18 protein-coding genes are annotated in these 19344 nt (G+C 33.2%); 3 read left to right on the top strand and 15 right to left on the bottom strand.

Going from position 1 to position 19344, the window contains the following annotated elements; all coding sequences use genetic code 11:
• Position 1: 1 nt before the first annotated feature.
• The 12 genes from gldG to holA form a co-directional block, all read right to left on the bottom strand.
• Entirely contained in the window at positions 2-1663 is a 1662-nt protein-coding gene (gene gldG / locus Q0543_RS07575; protein WP_299250945.1) for a gliding motility-associated ABC transporter substrate-binding protein GldG, read from the bottom strand.
• A 5-nt stretch (positions 1664-1668) separates the two neighbouring features.
• Positions 1669-2397, bottom strand: a complete 729-nt coding sequence (gene gldF / locus Q0543_RS07570; RefSeq protein WP_299250943.1) for a gliding motility-associated ABC transporter permease subunit GldF — start codon at positions 2395-2397, stop codon at positions 1669-1671.
• An 8-nt stretch (positions 2398-2405) separates the two neighbouring features.
• Positions 2406-3323: a gliding motility-associated ABC transporter ATP-binding subunit GldA gene (gene gldA / locus Q0543_RS07565; RefSeq protein WP_299250941.1), complete on the bottom strand. Its 918-nt coding sequence runs from the start codon at positions 3321-3323 to the stop codon at positions 2406-2408.
• A gap of 119 nt (positions 3324-3442) precedes the next feature.
• Positions 3443-4108 carry a tRNA (guanosine(46)-N7)-methyltransferase TrmB gene (gene trmB / locus Q0543_RS07560; protein ID WP_299250939.1) on the bottom strand — a complete coding sequence of 222 codons (666 nt, stop codon included), beginning with the start codon at positions 4106-4108 and terminating at the stop codon, positions 3443-3445.
• Between the two features lie 4 nt (positions 4109-4112).
• Positions 4113-5402 (bottom strand): folylpolyglutamate synthase/dihydrofolate synthase family protein, encoded by a 1290-nt coding sequence (locus Q0543_RS07555; RefSeq protein WP_299250937.1) that lies wholly within the window; start codon positions 5400-5402, stop codon positions 4113-4115.
• 3 nt (positions 5403-5405) lie between these two features.
• Entirely contained in the window at positions 5406-6200 is a 795-nt protein-coding gene (locus tag Q0543_RS07550; RefSeq protein ID WP_299250935.1) for a hypothetical protein, read from the bottom strand.
• 3 nt (positions 6201-6203) lie between these two features.
• A complete protein-coding gene (locus Q0543_RS07545) occupies positions 6204-6605 on the bottom strand; it encodes a biopolymer transporter ExbD (RefSeq protein ID WP_299250933.1) in 402 nt (133 codons plus the stop codon).
• Position 6606: 1 nt separating this feature from the next.
• Positions 6607-7314 carry a MotA/TolQ/ExbB proton channel family protein gene (locus tag Q0543_RS07540; RefSeq protein ID WP_299250931.1) on the bottom strand — a complete coding sequence of 236 codons (708 nt, stop codon included), beginning with the start codon at positions 7312-7314 and terminating at the stop codon, positions 6607-6609.
• A gap of 12 nt (positions 7315-7326) precedes the next feature.
• Positions 7327-8403, bottom strand: a complete 1077-nt coding sequence (locus Q0543_RS07535) for an SPOR domain-containing protein (protein ID WP_299250929.1) — start codon at positions 8401-8403, stop codon at positions 7327-7329.
• Positions 8404-10038 (bottom strand): hypothetical protein, encoded by a 1635-nt coding sequence (locus Q0543_RS07530; protein ID WP_299250927.1) that lies wholly within the window; start codon positions 10036-10038, stop codon positions 8404-8406.
• Positions 10031-13078: a tetratricopeptide repeat protein gene (locus Q0543_RS07525; RefSeq protein ID WP_299250925.1), complete on the bottom strand. Its 3048-nt coding sequence runs from the start codon at positions 13076-13078 to the stop codon at positions 10031-10033. The genes Q0543_RS07530 and Q0543_RS07525 overlap by 8 nt, the downstream gene beginning before the upstream one ends.
• A 74-nt stretch (positions 13079-13152) precedes the next feature.
• Positions 13153-14187: a DNA polymerase III subunit delta gene (holA, locus tag Q0543_RS07520; protein ID WP_299250923.1), complete on the bottom strand. Its 1035-nt coding sequence runs from the start codon at positions 14185-14187 to the stop codon at positions 13153-13155.
• Positions 14188-14299: 112 nt separating this feature from the next.
• On the opposite strand from holA, the gene tyrS reads away from it, so the two are divergent.
• The gene (gene tyrS, locus Q0543_RS07515) at positions 14300-15583 is read left to right on the top strand and encodes a tyrosine--tRNA ligase (protein ID WP_299250921.1); all 1284 of its coding nucleotides are present in this window, start codon (positions 14300-14302) and stop codon (positions 15581-15583) included.
• 8 nt (positions 15584-15591) lie between these two features.
• Positions 15592-16182 (top strand): SET domain-containing protein, encoded by a 591-nt coding sequence (locus Q0543_RS07510; RefSeq protein WP_299250919.1) that lies wholly within the window; start codon positions 15592-15594, stop codon positions 16180-16182.
• Between the two features lie 53 nt (positions 16183-16235).
• Here the strand turns inward: Q0543_RS07510 and Q0543_RS07505 are convergent, their stop codons facing one another.
• Positions 16236-16577 (bottom strand): cation transporter, encoded by a 342-nt coding sequence (locus Q0543_RS07505; protein ID WP_299250916.1) that lies wholly within the window; start codon positions 16575-16577, stop codon positions 16236-16238.
• Positions 16578-16617: 40 nt separating this feature from the next.
• Positions 16618-17337, bottom strand: coding sequence for a hypothetical protein (locus Q0543_RS07500; RefSeq protein WP_299250914.1), 720 nt, complete (start codon positions 17335-17337; stop codon positions 16618-16620).
• A 339-nt stretch (positions 17338-17676) separates the two neighbouring features.
• Here Q0543_RS07500 and Q0543_RS07495 point away from each other — a divergent pair, with 339 nt between their 5' ends.
• On the top strand, positions 17677-17955 hold the full coding sequence (locus Q0543_RS07495) for a hypothetical protein (protein WP_299250912.1): 279 nt from the start codon (positions 17677-17679) through the stop codon (positions 17953-17955).
• Positions 17956-18046: 91 nt separating this feature from the next.
• On the opposite strand, the gene Q0543_RS07490 is transcribed toward Q0543_RS07495, so the two are convergent.
• The coding region (locus Q0543_RS07490) for a hypothetical protein (RefSeq protein ID WP_299250910.1) at positions 18047-19344 on the bottom strand (1298 nt) is incomplete at its 5' end.

Genomic DNA, 19344 nt, shown 5'->3' with positions numbered 1-19344 from the left:
ATTAATTCGTACGTGGTGTTCCGTATTTCTTTTTACGCCAAACATAGCGACCAATACCATAAAGTATAACTAAAAGTATTGGAACAAGAATATTTAATACTTGCCAAAACTTTTTATCATTTTTAATTTTCTGCGCATCTAAAGGACGAAGGACTACTTCTTTTTCACGAACCAATAATAGTTCTTCTTCCATTAAGTAATCAACTGCATTCATTACAAATTCTTTATTCGAAAAAATGTAACGCATGTCTCTATCATAACCTAGTGGCACCGGCATGTTGCGTTTCGAATCGTATTCATTACGAATTAAATCTACATCTGCACAAACAATTATTTTTGATGGTTTTAGATTTTGTGAAAGCATAGCTCCTTCAACAGGCAAGGGTTTGCTTTTATACAACGAAGTAAATTCTCCCTCTAATAAACACACCAAAGGTTTACTTCCACCAGAGAACGATTCTGTAACTGGATCTTTTTTCAGTTCATCTAAGTCGATTTGAAAAGGAACTTGTATTTCTTTTGATTGAGGGGATGTCTGAATAAGTATGGTTTTCTTAATACCTACAGCTTTAACCGTGTCTATTGAGCCCGCAAATCGAAAAACGATAGCGTCCATATTTTTAACAATTGGATGTGTACCAAATTGATACACGATTGGGTAATACGGAAAGTTGATGGCTTGCATTTCTCCATTCAAACCTGTTTGTATAACGGTTTTAGCACAGTTCAAATCTTCAACCACAGATTGATTCATTCGAACACCGTACTTAAACAATAGATCATCTAAATTTAGACTTTTACTTAGACCAAATGTTTCTCCATTTTTCAAACTATCTTTTCGAATATCAATCGCATCGTAAGCAAAAAAAGCTTTACCACCAGAAACAACAAATTGATCAAGAATAAATTTCTCCTTTTCAGTATATTCGGTTTTAGGTCCAATAACCATAGCTAAATCCACTCCTTTTAAAGCAGTTAAACTATCTAATCGAACGCGTTTAACAGCATAAAATTCATTTAAACTATTCGTAATATCTTCTAGATTTTCTTTCGACGGTTCGCCATGTCCATCTATGATAGCAATCGTTTTGTATTCTTTAATACTTAGTTTACGAATTGCTTTTAACAATTCAAATTCTACTCCTTCTACTGCTTGGTTGAGCTGTTCTTCATCGGATTGGACTTTATTTCCTTTTAAAAATTGAACAGGGGTTTCATTTTGCTTATAACTAACGATGGCACCAGGAAAAATAAACTTCTCCGTTTTGTTTCCATTTTTCTCTTCTAAGAAATACTTTGGTTGCAATCCTCTTTGAGCGATCAATCTAAATCCTCTTTCTCGTAATTGTTTATCTTCTTCCGCAGATGGATTTATAAAACGATATTCTAATTTGGTATTTGAATATGCTTTAAATTGATCTAACTTTTCTTTGATTGATTTTTTTAAGCGTTCATAATCGGGACTTAAATCCCCATCCAAAAATATCTCCACATATACATCACCATCCAGATAGCTTAGAACTTTTTGAGTAACAGGGGAAATGGAGTAACGTTTGTCTTGCGTAAAATCTAATCGAAAGAAATTTTCAGACAAAATTATATTAGCGAATACCAAAATGGCAATCACTAATATATATTCAAGTATATCGTTTATTTTCTTCACCGTATTTACCACTTTCTACTTCCTAAAACCAATCGTGTAGATAAAAGCATGATGCCAATTACTGTTAAAAAGTAACAGACATTTCTTGAATCCACTACACCTTTACTGAGTGCATTGTAATGATAATCTAATCCCAAAGGTAATAATGAAACTGAAGAACCTTTCCATAAGTCTAAACTTGCAAGATGGTTAAATCCATTATAAGTAACATAGCACAAAATCAATGCGAGTATAAATGACACAATTTGATTGGTACTTATTGCGGATGCAAAAATACCCGCAGATGTAAATACACAGCCCAATAAAAACAAACCAATGTACGAAGATGCTACGGCTGCAGAATCGATGTTGCCGACGGGTTTCCCTAAAGAATAAACTGATATATAATACAAGATTGTAGGTATCAAGGAAAATGCAACCAAGGCGCATGCGGATAAATATTTTCCCATTAATAAAGACCAATCACTAATTGGTTTCGTAAGTAACAATTCTATTGTACCATCTTTTTTCTCTTCTGCAAAGGAACGCATGGTAATGGCAGGAATTAATAATAAGAATGCTAATGGACCGTAAGAAAATAGTGTATCCAATTCTGCATATCCATAATCCAATATACTAGTCTCTGGCAGCAACCACATGAAAACACCTATAAACGTCAAGAATACCAATACGACCAAATAGGCAATCAATGAATTTAAAAATACAGCAATTTCTTTTCGAAAGATGGTTAACATACGATGTGTTATTTTACGGAAGTTAGTTCTCTGAAAATATTTTCTAAGGATTGTTCTTCCACTTTCATTTCTATTAACGTCCAACCTTTTTCAGCGCAGGCTTTAAATATGATTGGTCTTGTATCGGCTTCAGTCGTAACAAACAATTCATATACGTTTCCTTGCACATGCTTTACTTCTGAAACAAATTCAAAAGAAGAAAATTGGTATATATCGACTTGCTCTGTAAATTCCAATCGAATGATTTTTACAGAGGCATTCAAATTACGTATTTCTGAAATGGATTTATCTGCTACGATTTTGCCTTTATTGATAATGATTACTTGGTCACACAATGCTTGTACTTCTTGCATGATGTGCGTTGAAAAAATAACCGTTTTATCTTTAGCAATCGTTTTAATAACTTTTCTAATTTCTAGGATCTGATTGGGATCCAAACCTGTTGTAGGTTCATCTAAAATCAAAACTTGTGGGTCATGTAACAATGCTTGAGCGAGCCCAACACGTTGACGAAAACCTTTAGATAAAGCACCTATTTTTTTGTATTGTTCAACATGCAAGCCACACAAATCAATCATGTCACTGATGCGCTTTTGTAACATCGTACCTTTCATGCCGTAAAGTCCCCCGGTAAATTTTAAATATTCCTGCACATACATATCCAAATACAAAGGATTATGTTCGGGTAAATATCCGATTTGACGTCGAACTTCAAGTGGATTGGCAATGACATCATAGCCACACACTTCAATTGTACCTTCTGTAGGAGGAATAAAGCAAGTGGCAATCTTCATGGTGGTAGATTTACCAGCGCCATTCGGACCTAAAAAACCAGTAATTTGTCCTTTATTGGCTGTAAAAGATATTCCATCCACAGCATGCTGTGTTCCATATACTTTAACCAAATCTTTTACCAACACCGACATATATTAGGGGATTTTATCAAAAATACGGATATTTTCTGAGTATTTGTTCTTGAAACAACGCAATTATTGAATATCTAACTTTAATGCTTTTTAATCGATTTATTAGTATGCTTTTATAATTATATCGGCAAGAAATCAAACCGTAAATAATTGATTAACACGCCCTGTTTCAAATATGTTTTTTCATAGGTCGTTTGAATATCATGGTGTTCAGACAACATCTCTGAATTATATAAGTCATGTGTAAAGATAAGATTCGCAATTTTCAAATCAGGATTTGTTAGCACTTCTAATGTATGATCAAACAATATCCTATTGTCTGTTTTGAAAAAAACCTTCCCTCCTTTAGGCATCATTCGTCTATATATATTCATAAATCGTAAGCCTGACAATCTAAGCTTCGCCTCGCCTTCCCTCGGTTTCGGATCTGGAAATGTAATCCAAATGCCATCTACTTCATTGGGTTCAAAAAACTCTTCTAGATTTTGAAGTTTAGTACGAATGAATGCAGTATTGGTAAGACCTGTTTCAATAGACAATGAACTCCCTTTCCACAAACGAGCGCCTTTAATATCTAATCCAATATAATTGATATTTGGATTGAGTGCCGCTAAACCCGTTGTGTATTCAGCTCTTCCACAACCAACTTCTAATACGATTGGATTCGAATTTGTAAAATATTCGTTCCACTTACCTTTGTAAAATTTATAATTATCTTTTTCTGGCTGAAAAAGATTGTGTACTTCATCGTTCCATTTGAAACGCATTAATTTTTTACGTGCCATTGTGTTAATTCAATGCTAATTCTCCTAATACATATAGACTTCCACCCACCCAAATAACATCATCCGTATGGGATTCTTTTTTAGCTTGAGCTAAGGCTTCATTTACATCCATAATTGCAAGTCCTTGCAATCCATGTTTTATTGCCAATTCTTGTAATTCCCTTGCTGTCATTGCACGTGGATTACTCGACTGACAAAAATAATAACTCGCATCTATAGGTAAAAATGATAAAACAGTTGACACATCTTTATCTTTTACCATACCAATAACGATATGTGTTTTTTTATTTAATCGAATCAATTGTTGCATCGATAGATTCATGCCGGCTTCGTTGTGTGCGGCATCTAATATTATCAATGGATTGTTTTGTATTATTTGCCAACGTCCTTTAAAACCAGAAAGCACTTGTACATGTGCCAACCCATCTACTATTGATTCAGGAGAGATATTCCAGCCTTTTGAGTTCAACACATCAATAACACTAAGTACACCCAAACAATTCTTAATTTGATACTCCCCTCCTAAATCTAAGCGTAGAGCATGCACTTCTTGTGTCGCATTCTTTATTATATTCAATTCAAATGCTCGTTCATTATGTGCAGTTGATTCAATAGTATAATCACTAGATGCTTCAATCAATGGTGCTTGTAATTGAGCAGCTTGAGACTTATAGATAGTATTAATTTCTGATTGAAATTCAGAGAGTACAATTGGCGTATTTTGTTTAATGATTCCAGCTTTTTCTTTTGCTATCTCTTCAATTGTAGAACCTAAAAATTGTGTATGATCTAAACTTACATTTGTGATTAGGCAAATCTCTGGGTGAATAATATTGGTAGCATCCAATCTTCCGCCCATGCCTGTTTCAATAATTGCTATATCAACTTCTTGTTTGGCAAACCAATGAAATGCCAATATGGTTGTTATTTCAAAAAAAGAAGGTTTGAAGGTATCGAAAATGGAAGTGTTTTTTGTTACAAAATCTACTACTTCAGACCTAGGTATTTCAATTCCATTTATACGAATCCGTTCTGTAAAACTATGAATATGTGGGGATGTATAGAGTCCTACTTTATATCCAGCTTTTTGTAAAATAGCAGACAACATACTTGCGCTACTACCTTTACCATTGGTACCGGCTATATGAATGGATTTGAATTTGAGATGCGGATTGTTGCATGCAGCAGAGATGCCCAATACATTTTCTAAGCCTGGCTTATATGCTAAACCTCCCTGTCTTTCAAACGCGGGATATTGGGTATATAAAAATTGAATGACTTGATTGTAATCCACAAATTAATTTATACGGAATACAAACGTAACAGTACCTGTAGAAAATGGAGCTGAGGTAGAATTGTCTCTATTCTTTTCGAATTCCATTCTTTTAATTTCTTCTTTACAACGTTGAATTAAGGCTTCCCCAACTTGTGTTTCGATTACATTAATGCCAATAATGCTTCCTCTGTCATCTATTTTTATAGAAAAAACAACTTTGCCAGCTTCCTTATTAACATTATCTACCTTTGGATCGGCATCTAAATGCCAGCCAGCCATCGATACGGCACCACTACCACCAGTACCGTCGCCTTTACCACCATCGCCTGGGTATAAACCATGCGAATCAATTTTTCCTTCTTCAGCGCCTTGGTTCCCTGTCTTATTGCTTTTCCCATCACCAGATGGATTAGACTTTTCCGTGACTTTTTGATCGGTTGGTTTAGTATCAGATGTATTATTGGTTTTAGGTTCCGTTACTTTAACAGGCGTTTGCTCTTTAGGCTTAGTGTCAGGGATTGTATGCTCACTCGCTAAATCAGACTTCGTTACGTCTGCAGGATCAGTAGCTGCGGCAGCCTCCGTTTGCTCGGGTGTTACTGTTGCTTCTGTCGTTGCAGGATCTTTTGTATTGGTTTCTCCTGAACCTGCATTATCAAATCCAAAATTAATTTCAACACCTGGCATACCAGGAGTTGGCGGATCAGGTTGTTCCCAAACGATTACAAAGAAAAATAATAAAATAAATAACGCATGTATCCCTGCAGATACAATTAAACCCGTGCGTTCTTTATTTTTCTCCTCTTGGTGAGTCATTTTTTATTGTTCCGTTTTGGTAGCTAACGATACTTTTGCACCTAAACTATTTGCAATACTTGCAACTTTAACAAAATATTCGGTAGGTACTGCTTTATCAACGTGAAGCACTACGAATTTATTATCAGATACTTTTGATAAAGCAGATTTTAGTTCAGCTTCTAAATTTTCTAAGGTAACTTGTTTCGGCCCAACCAAAAACTTCATATCGTTGGTTATTGTTACTGAAACTTCAGCTGCTTGAATATTATCGCTTTTCTTAGTAGTAGGCAAATTAACTGGCAAACCAGATGGAGTTACAAAATTAGAGGTTAGCATAAAGAAAATTAGCAACAAGAATACCAAATCTGTCATAGATGACATATTGAAATCTGCTGTAACTTTATTTCTTCTTTTTAATTCCATGTTATTTTGGTTGCTGAAGAAGTTCTAAAAATTCTATAGAAGCAAATTCCATTTGGTAAATAATGCGTTGCAATTTACCAACCAAATAATTGTATGCAGCTAATGCAATGATACCAACAATTAATCCAGCTACAGTTGTAACCATCGCTTCATACATACCTGCAGATAACAATTTCGGACTGATTGTTCCTTCTTCTTGAGAGATCGCAATGAAGGCTTGAATCATACCCGTAACAGTTCCTAAGAAACCAAGCATAGGTCCTAATGCTGCAATAGATGCTAATAATGCTAGATTTTTCTCAAGTCCGTAGACTTCAATTTTACCTACATTTTCAATAGAAGCTTCAATAGTATTTAGAGGTGTTCCAATTTTAGAAAGACCTTTTGAAATCATTCTTGAAAAAGGCGTATCTACTTGTTCGCACTGCATTTGTGCAGATTTAATATCTCCTTGAACCACATACGATTTAATTTTATCTAAAAACGCTTGCGGATTTTTATCAAATTTACGGTAGGTTAAATACCTCTCAACTGTAACATATATTGCAAAGAACGAACAAAGGAAGATAGGAATCATAATCCACCCTCCTGCTTGAATCAATGATATTAACGTTACGTCTTTATGTGTAACTACTGTTGCTGCATCTTCTGCAGTTGTTGTAGCAACTTCATTTAATTGAAGTAAAACTGAAATGATTGTTTGAAACATAAAATCTAAATACTAATATTTTTTTATCCAACTTCCTGAATAGGTATTCTGAAGAGATGCATATTCAACATTTGCAGCCTCCATTGAATCATATGAACCTACTGCAACTTTATAGTAACCGTTTGCATCTAGTGGCAACTTAACAACTCCTTTATGACTGTTTAGTAATTTAGAATACAAACCATCTGCATTACTTTCATTTTTAAATGAACCTATAACAACATAATATTTACCTGTTGCAATTTCAGATGTAGTTACTTGAGTAACTGTTTTTGTTTTTTTAATAACATTAACAGGTGTTTCAATGATTGTTTCTTCAAAAACTTCTCCTTGCACTTCACCTTCATTATTTACAATCACTTCTTCATTAACTTCTGTTTCAGTTATTAATGAATCAACAAGTACAATTTGACTGCTGTCTACAGTGTTGTTTTTCTTCAAACCTAAGGACTCAAATATGTGTACACCACCTAAAGAAATATCTTCTTGTTGATTATATACAACAAGTCCTGCAGCACCTATTAATACAATTAAAGGCATTAGTACAAACATTATTTTTGCAGCTGTACTTGTTTTTTTCTTAGCACCTTCTTCTTTTAATTCTTTTGAAGAAGCATCTTGAGCATTACGGTGATTTGTAGGAGAATTCATTTCGTACGTATTATTTCGATCTATAGGTTTGAAAACAAAATCGGGTAAACCAAAACTATCAGAGGAAAAATTGATTGCAAATTCGGGTTCGAATTCTAATTTTCCGCCACTGTTATAAAAAAAACGTCCAATACCAACACAATTATAGTGTTTCAAAACTGACAGAGACGTATTAAAATATTTAACATACTCATCAATAGAAGTCAATGCTTCACTAAAAGAAATACCTTCTTTACGAGAAATTTCAGCAGCTAACAAACCATCGTTCACTTTAATTTGAGCATTAAAGCTTAATGTGCGACTTGGAGCCGTGAATTTATGCGTAATCGGATGAATTTCTGCAGAAGAAGCTTGTGCAACAAACGCACCTAAGCCTGGCACTATCACACATTCGTGGTTGCCTATTAATTCTGCTATATATTTTTGAATATAAATCATTTAAAAACTATACGTTAACCCTGCCAAAATGTTAAACCCTTTCACTTGGTAGTAGGTATATCTTTGATACTTTTGTGACAGTATATTATTTAGTTCAATAAAAGCGGAGAACGTATTCGAAAATCTGTATTCCGTTTTTAAACTTAAATCAGCAATATCTTTCAATTTTACTGTTCGGTTGCTTTCTAAATTAATACCTTGGATACCACTAATATAATACATTTCAGCATTAAAGTATATTTTTTGCTTTAAATTATATTGAATCCCCATCGAAGATTGGAATGCTGGACGATGCCAAGCGGCTGCTTGCACATCCGTTTTCCAAGCATTGTATAACATATTTGCAGAAATTCTCCATGTTTTATTTAAATCATAAAACAATCCTCCATCAAGTGAAAATACTCCCGCTTTATCATATACTGCAGTAAACTGGCTCGAATCTGATGCGCTATTGGTTAAGAAATATTGATTTGTAAATGCCTTATAGCTCATCAATACTTTATAACTCACATGATTATCAATATTACCTGAAGATCCTACATACAGGTCTATTTTCCTACTTGTATGATGCAAAGGTACATCTGAACCTAAATATGGATTTTGTTGAATTAGAGTTCTATTGGTGTTTTTATCCATACCTCCACCTATACCGGCAAACAAGGTTACTCTACCAGGTATAAAATTGTAATTACCATGAATGGCAGGATAAATATGAAGACCTTTGGTACCTTTCAAGGTATCCGTTGTATAGTTAACGGATGCACCAACTGTTAAATCCCACTTTTCTTCAACCAATTTATACGTAGGCTTAACCAATAATAAGAAACGATTGCTTGTAGACGAGTCAGACCTGTTTGCATTTGAAAGCGAAACATCTACCGCTGCAAACCGTGTATCATTAATTTTATAGGTTCCTTTTGCATTCCAAATCAGCTCCAATTCTGTTGCTTTTCTTTTGGTTGTAAGATAATACATGTCAATATCTGTACTATACATAAAACGATCACCAATAGCTGTTTTAACTGTACCAATACCTGCATGAAATAGTTGATAGGTTTGTTTTATTGAATCTTTATTATTTACAGAATCAACTTGCGGCAAGCCATAATACTTGTAACGATCATTGCTATAAGAGGCATGACCATTCCACGTATTCGTTTTCCCATATTTACTTCCAAATACTTCCAGTAAATCATGTCCATTACCTGAGTTCATCAAAGATCCGTTCGCAGAAGATAAATGTTTGTAATGTGCTCCATAAGAAAGCGTTTTACTTCTCTTATTGGTTACATAAACTTCACCTAAAACGGTACCATAATTACCTAATCCGAATTTTGCATAATTTGACAAAATAGGAGAAATAGAATCTGTTGGCATAGTTGGTATTTTAACCTTCGCATCAAAACGTGGCGGATTAATAGAATAATCACGGGTATCGTATTCTTGTGGTTTTGCATCCACTACTGGTTGCACATCATCATTTTGATCAAAGAATCGATTTGCAGGAACCAAATCCAATTTCGCTTTATCTTCTGTTGTAAAAACCGTTGGTGGAATAATTGCATCCGATTGCCCAAGTGCTGTAAAAGAGCATGAAATAATTGAAGCAATTAATAATCCTTTTAACTTATTCATTTCCTACGCCCTCCTTAGATTGATTATTAGTCGCTTCAATTTTTTTAATCTGCTCAAGCCTTTCTTTAGCTTGTTTTTTTATCTCTTCGTTGGGCGATTTATCTATAATAGATGCCAAGGTTTCTTTTGCTTGAAATAGCTCATCTTTAGCAACAAAATTCTCTGCAATTAATAAAAAAGATTTCCCTAACCAATAATCATAAGCACTAAATGTATTATTGAAATCATATAAGGTTTCAATAGATTGCTTGTATTGTTTATTATCGTACTGGATTTTAGCTAATAGATATTGTGCTTCTGCTGCATTAATATCTTTAGCTCCGTTAAGACACGAAACAAAATAATCTTGTGCAGATACAAGGTCTTTTGCTTGATAGGCTATTTTACCTTTATACAAAACGGCTTTATTTTGTGCATCTGGTGCTGAAGAACCACTATTGATTACTTTGTCTGCGTAGATATTTGAAGAATCCAATTGTTTTACATCAAAATAGGATGTCATAAGTCCAAGCCAAGTACTTGTCTTTTCCTTATTACTGGAAGCTAATACCTGCAATTCATTATAATATGTAATGGACTGCGGAACATCATTTTGCAAATACGATATTTCAGCAACACGTTGTAATGCTTTTTTATAATATTGATTCTTTGCAGCAAGTATTTCTACATACTGATCCTTTGCTGCTTTATAATCCTTGGTTCTATAATAAGAATCTGCAAGAAAATACTTTGCTTCATCAACACTTGAATGATTGGGATATTGTTTAATAAATGAATTAAAAGCAGTAATTGCAGCGCTATACTTTTGTGAACTGTATAAGGATTGTGCTGCTATAAATTCAACCTCCTTCAAATCTCTACCTTCAGGGTTGGCTTCTTTATACGAAACTAATATTGGTGCAAACTCTTCTGATTTATCTTGAATGTTTAACATTTCTTGAACACTCAATAGGGAGCTATAAGCAACTGGATTGGTAGGATAGTTTTCCAATACACGCTTATTGTCTGCAATGGCTTTATCGTATTCTTTTAAATTGAAATGAGACATGGCTCTTTTTTGCAAAGCCAATGGTTTCAATCCATTTAAATCTTCTTTTTTATTTATAATTTTCGTATACCCTTCAATCGCAGATTCATATTTACTTCCTTCTAAATCCAGCTGACAACGTTGCATCAACGCATTGTCATAGTACGTAGAGTTCGGAAATTTATTTATTAATTGCGTGTATAGCGAATATGCTTCATTCGTTTTTTTAGTTAAATATTGAATGGAAGCTTTTTGGAATAAGATATAATCTTCATCTTCTTTACGACTTGTTAAGGCTAAATCATAATATTTAATTGCTTCAGGAAACCTTCTAGTAACAAAATACAGATCAGCTAATCGTAATTCCGCATCGCGATAATAAATATCTGATTTGCCCTTCTTCTCAGATTGTAAGGTTAAGAATTTTACAAATTGTGGGATTGCATCGTTCCATTTCTTTTGATAGTAATAAGCATAACCCAAACCATAATATGCTTTGATTACATTATTATTTTCAAGTACATTTCCTTTATCAATGGCTGTGGAATAGGCATTATCCGCTTGTTCATATTGCTTCTCTAAAGAGAAACACTCCCCTTTCCAATAAAAGGAATTCACATATACGGTTTTATCAAAACTGTATTTAGAAGACTTATCTAACAGAACTAATGCTTTTGTATATTCTTTTTTATTAATCAATTCAACCGCTTTATAATAAGCGATGCGTTGATAGGTTGTATTGATTCTGGAGTTTTGATATTTAAGGTTTTCAATATAGGTAAGAGCTTCATCATAATTTCTAGATCCTAAAAAAGATTCGCTTAACAATTCAGAAGCTTCTTGCGTGTGATTGGTTTTAGGATAGGTATCTAAAAATAATTTCAATCTACTTGTAGCATCTGTAAAACGACCAAGATCTACGGCAACTTTACCATACAAAAACATCGACTCTTCCTTTATTATAGGACTGAAAGAAGATCGTTGTGCTAATTCAAATGCCAATGCAGCAGATGGTTTGTTATTTGACTTTAAGTAACTTAAACCCATAATATAAGCAGACGATTGACCTAAAGAATCTTTATCGTTTGCAATGCTTTGAAGCATGTCTACAGCTTGTTTGTAATCGGTAGATTTATAAGAAGAAAAACCTATTCGATACTTCATATCTGGAGATAAGCTTTTTGTACCTGTTGCAACTAAGTAATCTTTAAATAAAGGAGTTGCTTTGTTGAAGTCTTCTTTAAAGAAGTATGCATCAGCTAAAATTAATTTTACATCATTTGTATTCGGACCTGCAGATTTGTCTTTAATTACTTTCTCGGCATATGGAATAAGTTCATCGTATTTGCCTTGTCTATAATATACATTTGCAATAAGAACAGCTACTAAGGGCTTATATTCATTACTTTCAGAAGCTCTATTTAGATCTGTCAAGGCATCGTCATAATCTCCGTTTTTAAATTCCATATAACCTGCATAATAATTTGCTGCAGGAGTATATTTATGTCTTTGGTTTTTGCACTTGTTAAATTTTTCTAAGGCAGTTGCAAAGTCTCTTTTAGTAAAACTAGAATACCCAGATTTGAAATTATATTCATTCTTTTCATCTGAACTTAATTTCGTTTCATCAATGGTTGAATAATATTGAATAGCTTTGTCGTATTTTTTATTATTATAAAAAAAATTCCCTAAATCAAATCCTGCTCTGCCTGATTTAATATGATTGGGGTACTTAGCTACAAAGTTGTTAAACAAATACTCTGCATCGTCGTTAAACAAATTCAATGCACATAAAGCCACATAATATTCCGATTCAATGGCTTTTGTTTCCATTGGAAATTCCTGAATATATTGTTGGAAAATTTGCTTTGCTGCAACGTATTTTTGTTTATCATACAATTCCATACCATCATAATACTTCCGATCTGGAGAATTATGTGCTGCTGTATTCTGTGCTTGAGCAAATAAAAGATGCATCAAGCCATAGAATAATAAAAGTGATTTTTTAATCATAAATCTGTATCTGATTGTGTTGATTTATACCAACAATAACGAATGAATGAGCGAATTCTTATATGGTGTATAAATTAATGAAGCAATTTAAATATCAATTCTTTAAGTATAAATCCATCGCTTACGTTTACTACCGTGTATCCTTTAACCATTTTATCGGCGTCGCGGATTGCACGTACACAAGCGATGCATTTATTAATATCATTAATTTTTGATGAATTTATGTATTCTTTTACAAAAAAAGGATGCACACCAACTACTTTTGCCAAACTTGCTTCGCTTTTATCCGTTGCTGCATGTATCGCCAGTATTTTCAAATAGTATGAAAACAAACTCGTTAGTATCATAACGATTGGATTTGCTTTGGTATTTGCTTCAAAGTGATTGACAATTTTATTCGCTTTGATAATGTCACGAATGCCTATCGCTTTCTGTAATTCAAAAACATTGTATTCCTTACTAACTCCGACAAATTTTTCTATTAAATCTTCAGTAATAACTGTAGACGCATCCTTTACATTTATAAGTAGCTTGTCAATTTCATTGGCCATGCGCGAAAGATCTACCCCAATAGATTCAGCTAACAGTACAACAGCTTTAGGCTCTATTTTATATCCTTTATCTCGAACATAATTGTTGATCCAATCTGGAAGTTTGTTGTCGTAAATTTTTGAAGACTCAACAAAAACTGCGTGCTTGGTAAAATGCTTGGTGATTTTTTTACGCGCATCTAATTTTTTGTATTTATGACAAAAAACTAAAATAGTTGTAGGTAATGGATTTTCAAGATAGGCAATCAAGAATTTTTCGGTTGTATCTTTTGTCAGATCCGAAATATCTTGTGCTTCCTTAATCATCACCACCTGCCTGTCCGAGAACATCGGGTATTTGCGCGCATTTTGAAGTATAGTAGACACGTTGGTATCTTTACCATATAAGATTGTTTGATTGAAACCTCTTTCAGATTCAGGCAAACAATTATTTTCAATATACCCAGAAATCAAATCTATATAATAGGGTTCTTCTCCTTGTAAAAAATATACAGGAGCGTATTTACCATCTTTTAGGTCTTTAAGTACTTTATCTGGGGTTACACTAGATTCAGCCATAATAGCAAAATTACTAACCTTTAAGGGGAAACTAAACCTTTGTGAATAACTACTTGAAATTTCTGCTTTTGCAGATATAACGTATATTTGTAGGTATAAAAAATACTATTACGTGAAAAATTTTGTTGAAGAGCTGAAATGGCGTGGCATGTTGCATGATATCATGCCTGGAACTGAGGAATATTTATTAAAAAACCAAACCACAGCTTATGTAGGTTTTGACCCAACTGCCTCATCCTTAACCATTGGAAACTTAGTGACCATCATGATGTTGGTACATTTTCAGCATTCAGGGCATGTTCCTATGGCCTTAGTAGGTGGAGCGACAGGTATGATTGGCGATCCTTCAGGAAAATCCGAAGAGCGAAACTTCCTTTCAGAAGAGACATTGCGTTTAAATCAAGAAGGAATTCGAAATCAATTGACGAAGTTCTTAAATTTTGATTGCGGTTCAAATTCAGCAACACTTGTCAATAATTACGATTGGTTTAAGGGAATTGGCTTTCTAGAATTTTTGAGAGATGCTGGAAAGCATCTTACCGTAAATTATATGATGGCGAAAGATTCTGTAAAGACACGTATGGAAACAGGTATTTCCTATACTGAATTCTCCTACCAATTGCTTCAAGGGTACGATTACTGCCATTTATATAAAACTAAAAACGTACGTTTACAGATGGGTGGCTCGGATCAATGGGGAAATATTACCTCAGGAACTACGCTCATTAAAAAAATGGCGGAAGGCACTGCATTTGCCTTAACTACTCCTCTACTTACCAAAGCCGATGGAACGAAATTTGGTAAGTCGGCAGGTGGCAACATTTGGTTGGATCCTAATTTGACGTCGCCCTACAAGTTTTACCAATTTTGGTTGAACAGCGCAGATGAAGATGTAAGTCGATTTATTCGAATCTTTACGTTATTTACGAAGGATGAGATTGAACAATTAGAAGTAGAACATGCAAAAGCACCTCATGAACGTTTGTTACAAAAGACCTTAGCAAAAGATATCACCATTCGTGTACATTCTGAGGAAGAATATGAAATGGCTATTAAAGCTTCTGAAATATTATTCGGAAAAAGTGTAACGGAAGATTTGCAGGCCTTAAATGAATCCACCTTGCTTTCTGTTTTTGAAGGCATCCCAATGATAGAGGTTTCAAAAACAGTATTAGACGAACAAGCAAGTGCTTTGGAACTATTAAGCACGTTTACCAATTTGGAAATATTCCCTTCTAAAGGCGAAGCACGGAAAATGATTCAAGCAGGTGCAGTAAGTATTAATAAAATAAAAATAAATACTCCTGAAGAAGTTGTAAATTACCCTTTACTACTTGAAACTTATTTACTCGTTCAAAAGGGTAAAAAAAATTATTATTTACTTCGATTTAATTAATTCAATTTATGACTGCAATCAATCACTCAATCGTTGTAAAAAAACAATGTGCGTACAAAGATGATAAAGGCAAGCGTTGCAAGGTAATTTGCACCTTGACGCACCCCTATTGCGAAGAACATACAGAAACAGAATTATTGTTGCGAGTAGCACAATCTACCGTACCTTTTGCAGGATTAGGTTTATTTACCTTAAAGAAAATCAAGAAAGGTGAAGTTGTATTATTGTACGAAGGAGAAAAATTAACGGTTGAAGAATACAACGAACGTTATGATGAATCTGGACATGGCGAATACGGTATGACCTTAGGTAAAAAGCATGTGATTGATGCACGCAAAACTTCTTCGGGTTTGGGCCGCTATGTTTGTGATTTCACTGGTTCAGGTAAAAAGGCCAATGTGGAATATTTAGACAATGAAGGTGTAATTGAGATTACCGCTAAAAAGAAAATTAAAATAGGTGAAGAATTGTTGGTTGATTATGGAGATGAAATGCGTGTCTCTATGGGATTCCAAACAGAGAAACCTAAAAAAGATAAGAAGAAAAAGAAAGACAAGGATAAAAAGAAGAAAGACAAATCTAAAAAGTCTAAGAAATAAAATAGAAAAACCCGCTCGTATTAGCGGGTTTTTCTATTTTATAAAGCAAATAATTATTTTTCCATTGGCTTTGCGTGTTCTTGACAACATTCTGGCAATGCTTTATGTGCTGTAGAGTCCATCAAAATATGTTCTGTGGAATGTCCTGTTGCAGCAATTACTTTTTCTATTTCTAAACTTGAAACCTGTGTTGAATCGTAACCAACTTTCAACATACTTGTTTCTTCACTCCACTCCGCCTCACTTACTCCTGAAATTGCTAGAGCAGCTTTATCAATACGTTCTTGACACATTCCGCAATTACCACGTACATAAAACTCTGCATGTGTATTTGGTTTAGTCGTACATGCCGTTATAGATAGCGCCAGTAGTGTAATTAAAATCAGTTTTTTCATAGTTGTAAATAGTTAATTCATTATAATATGTATTATTTAATTAGAATTCATACCAAGTTAATAGATATTCTTCGTTTCTGATAGCAGAATAGGATTTTAATATATAATCTCGACCTAATATCCTTTTACAATCGTTCTTTGTAAATACATCTTTAAGTTCAATATCTTTACCTAAATCATAATAGTAAAATTTAAGCCTATAAAACGAATGGCCATTCACATCAACATAGGTAGAAAACGTTTCTTTATCATCAAAGCGTTCAAATCCTTGAAAGTAATAGTCTAAGGCATCTCCTTTATAAACTTTTTTTGTCAAATCTGTAAGTTTTGAATAAAGTCGTTCTTCATTAGCCTCATCTAAACCCGAACATTTATCGACATCTTGAATCAAAACATATATGTACTTATTGTACCCGATTGTTTCTTGTTCAACGATGTAATTATTTTTAAGAGATAATAGTTGATCTCTTTTATTTTCATAGTCACCTAAATTATTAAATGTTTCAGATTTTAATGTTACATATTTAATTTCTGTCGCGAAATCGGTAGTAAACACTTGAAAAAAACTTGATTGATACCCTTTATCAAAGTAAACAATACCAATTGGCGGTATCCTCCCCATAAAACGCGCATATTGACACGCTTTCTGTAATTTTAAAAAATTAATTTTTCCAGTGTATAGACCTTTTTTATTTTCTAAATTAAATAGTATAAAGTCCGTTTTGGGTATTACATATTCTGTGTTCGATGTGTCTTCCATAGGTTGTTTCGAATTTACAGCGTCTTTCAATTCATTATTTCCCTGACTGTAGCATGAGGTGAAATTAATAAACGACAATATGGTTATGAAAAAAATGTGCATCGTGTTGATCAATTAAACATGTCAATACATTCTGTATAATGATATATTTATGTATGCAATTAAAGTATTTCAAATAAATAGAATTAGAATATATACTTACTATAAATCAAACACATTAATACAGATTAACAAAACAATAAATACGAGAATAAATGTCCCATACATTATCAAGTCTGTTTTCATGTATACTTCGTATTTCCTATAGAAATCTCGAACGGATCTTAACCACTGAATCATATGAACAATGTTACGGTAAATATTAAAAACCTGCAAAAAGAATTTCCCAAAACATGGAAAGACTTTACTGATTTTCATCATACTATTCATAATAGTACAAATTTATCATCCATTCCTTTCGAATCACTCCCTTTTGACTGGCAATTAGGTGTGTTTATTCATTACTTCTTAGACTCAGGTATTGATTTAGACATTCTGAATGCTGGCTATGAATTTATTCCTGGATTAATACAGGAGGCTTTTAAGATACAAGAGAATAACATTAGCCATTATTCGTAAGAATAAACCACCTTCTTGTAGAGCTAGACAAGTATTGAAATAGCGCTTTAAGGAATTATATTATAAACTAGATTAAAACAATCCAAAAGAATTATTTATCAAATTGTATCTTAAGCATTTCACATTCCTTTAATCTTAAATTTAAAATTTCAAGCATATACAATTTTTCAGAAACCGTAACCAAATCCGAAGGTCTAATTAAACTTGCACTTTCAATATTTAAATCTCTGATATTTATTATTTTATGTTTCGAAAATTCACCTGTCGTTAAATCAACTCTGAAATAACTCAAGTTGCTATCAAGTTCCCCATTATAGTATTCCGTTTTTTCAAAAGGCACATCAATATTCTTATTAGAATCCAAAAAAATCAAATAGTAATAGCTTCCAATTTGAATGTACTTATAACTAATATTACTAAATGTAAAATCCATAATTGCAGATTGCTTTTTGGGAAGTTTTATCATCCATAATAAATTTCCATTTTTATCAAGTTTAGTCATAATTATATTATTGGCGGTTGCTACCATACTTTCTAAATATCTTTCTTCGCCAATAACTAAAGTTGTACCATCCTCATTCTCTATTAAATCTACAAGTTTAAGATTTTCTATACCTCCCTTTCCGTTATTCTCGCGATAATTATTTACAGACTTTTTTAAACCTTTGTTATATTGATTAATTAATTCAATTGGAAACTCATATTGTTTTTTTTCAATTACATCTCCGTCGAGTGATAATTTAAAGCGCATTAGACCGTTAATATTTGGACGAGCATTCATAACGCCATTAAATAGATCTGGACTATATTCAATGCCATTTGCGTAGTATCCCGTGCAGACAATCACGCCATCTGTATTGATAGACATTTTAATTTCATCTAGAAAAAGAACTCCCGAGATATCTAACTTTACCTTTTTCTTTATTGTTTCATCTTTAATAACAAACAACTCTGTATTTTCGGAGCCATTTATAAATGCTAACATATATACTGTACCATCACTCCCTATTGTAAAGCCACCATTATTCATTTTCGCTTCTGTGTATGGCATTACAACGTCACCGCCTGTGAGATTTTTCAAATCTGTATCAACAGAATAAAAGCCAAAAATATCATAACTAAACTTATCTATCTTTTGTTTATTTAATCTTTTGTAACTAATAAATACGTTAGATTGATTTTTAGAAACTTCTACGTTAACCAATCTAGTTTCTCCTTTCGTTTCTAATAAGAATATAGGGTCCAAAAGTAGTCCATCCAATGTTACCTCTCTTGCATATATACTTCTAGTGCGTGTCTTGTTCAATTGACCATAGAAATAGTATATTTTATTACATTGTTGTCCGATTAAAAATAATTCATAAAAGAGAGCCTTTGTTAAGATAACAT

Source organism: uncultured Cytophaga sp. (assembly GCF_937863595.1).
Classification (GTDB): Bacteria; Bacteroidota; Bacteroidia; order Cytophagales; family Cytophagaceae; genus Cytophaga.
The sequence above is the reverse complement of the archived record's forward strand: the minus strand, read 5'-3'. Positions and strand labels throughout refer to the sequence as shown.

Excerpts from the sequence above, each read along its gene's own strand:
- Q0543_RS07495 (WP_299250912.1), top strand. The coding sequence starts at position 17,677 with ATGAACAATGTTACGGTAAATATTAAAAACCTGCAAAAAGAATTTCCC.
- Q0543_RS07535 (WP_299250929.1), bottom strand. The coding sequence starts at position 8,403 with ATGATTTATATTCAAAAATATATAGCAGAATTAATAGGCAACCACGAA.
- holA (WP_299250923.1), bottom strand. The coding sequence starts at position 14,187 with ATGGCTGAATCTAGTGTAACCCCAGATAAAGTACTTAAAGACCTAAAA.
- trmB (WP_299250939.1), bottom strand. The coding sequence starts at position 4,108 with ATGGCACGTAAAAAATTAATGCGTTTCAAATGGAACGATGAAGTACAC.
- Q0543_RS07545 (WP_299250933.1), bottom strand. The coding sequence starts at position 6,605 with ATGGAATTAAAAAGAAGAAATAAAGTTACAGCAGATTTCAATATGTCA.
- Q0543_RS07550 (WP_299250935.1), bottom strand. The coding sequence starts at position 6,200 with ATGACTCACCAAGAGGAGAAAAATAAAGAACGCACGGGTTTAATTGTA.
- Q0543_RS07540 (WP_299250931.1), bottom strand. The coding sequence starts at position 7,314 with ATGTTTCAAACAATCATTTCAGTTTTACTTCAATTAAATGAAGTTGCT.
- Q0543_RS07530 (WP_299250927.1), bottom strand. The coding sequence starts at position 10,038 with ATGAATAAGTTAAAAGGATTATTAATTGCTTCAATTATTTCATGCTCT.
- Q0543_RS07525 (WP_299250925.1), bottom strand. The coding sequence starts at position 13,078 with ATGATTAAAAAATCACTTTTATTATTCTATGGCTTGATGCATCTTTTA.
- gldA (WP_299250941.1), bottom strand. The coding sequence starts at position 3,323 with ATGTCGGTGTTGGTAAAAGATTTGGTTAAAGTATATGGAACACAGCAT.
- Q0543_RS07510 (WP_299250919.1), top strand. The coding sequence starts at position 15,592 with ATGACTGCAATCAATCACTCAATCGTTGTAAAAAAACAATGTGCGTAC.
- gldF (WP_299250943.1), bottom strand. The coding sequence starts at position 2,397 with ATGTTAACCATCTTTCGAAAAGAAATTGCTGTATTTTTAAATTCATTG.
- Q0543_RS07500 (WP_299250914.1), bottom strand. The coding sequence starts at position 17,337 with ATGGAAGACACATCGAACACAGAATATGTAATACCCAAAACGGACTTT.
- Q0543_RS07505 (WP_299250916.1), bottom strand. The coding sequence starts at position 16,577 with ATGAAAAAACTGATTTTAATTACACTACTGGCGCTATCTATAACGGCA.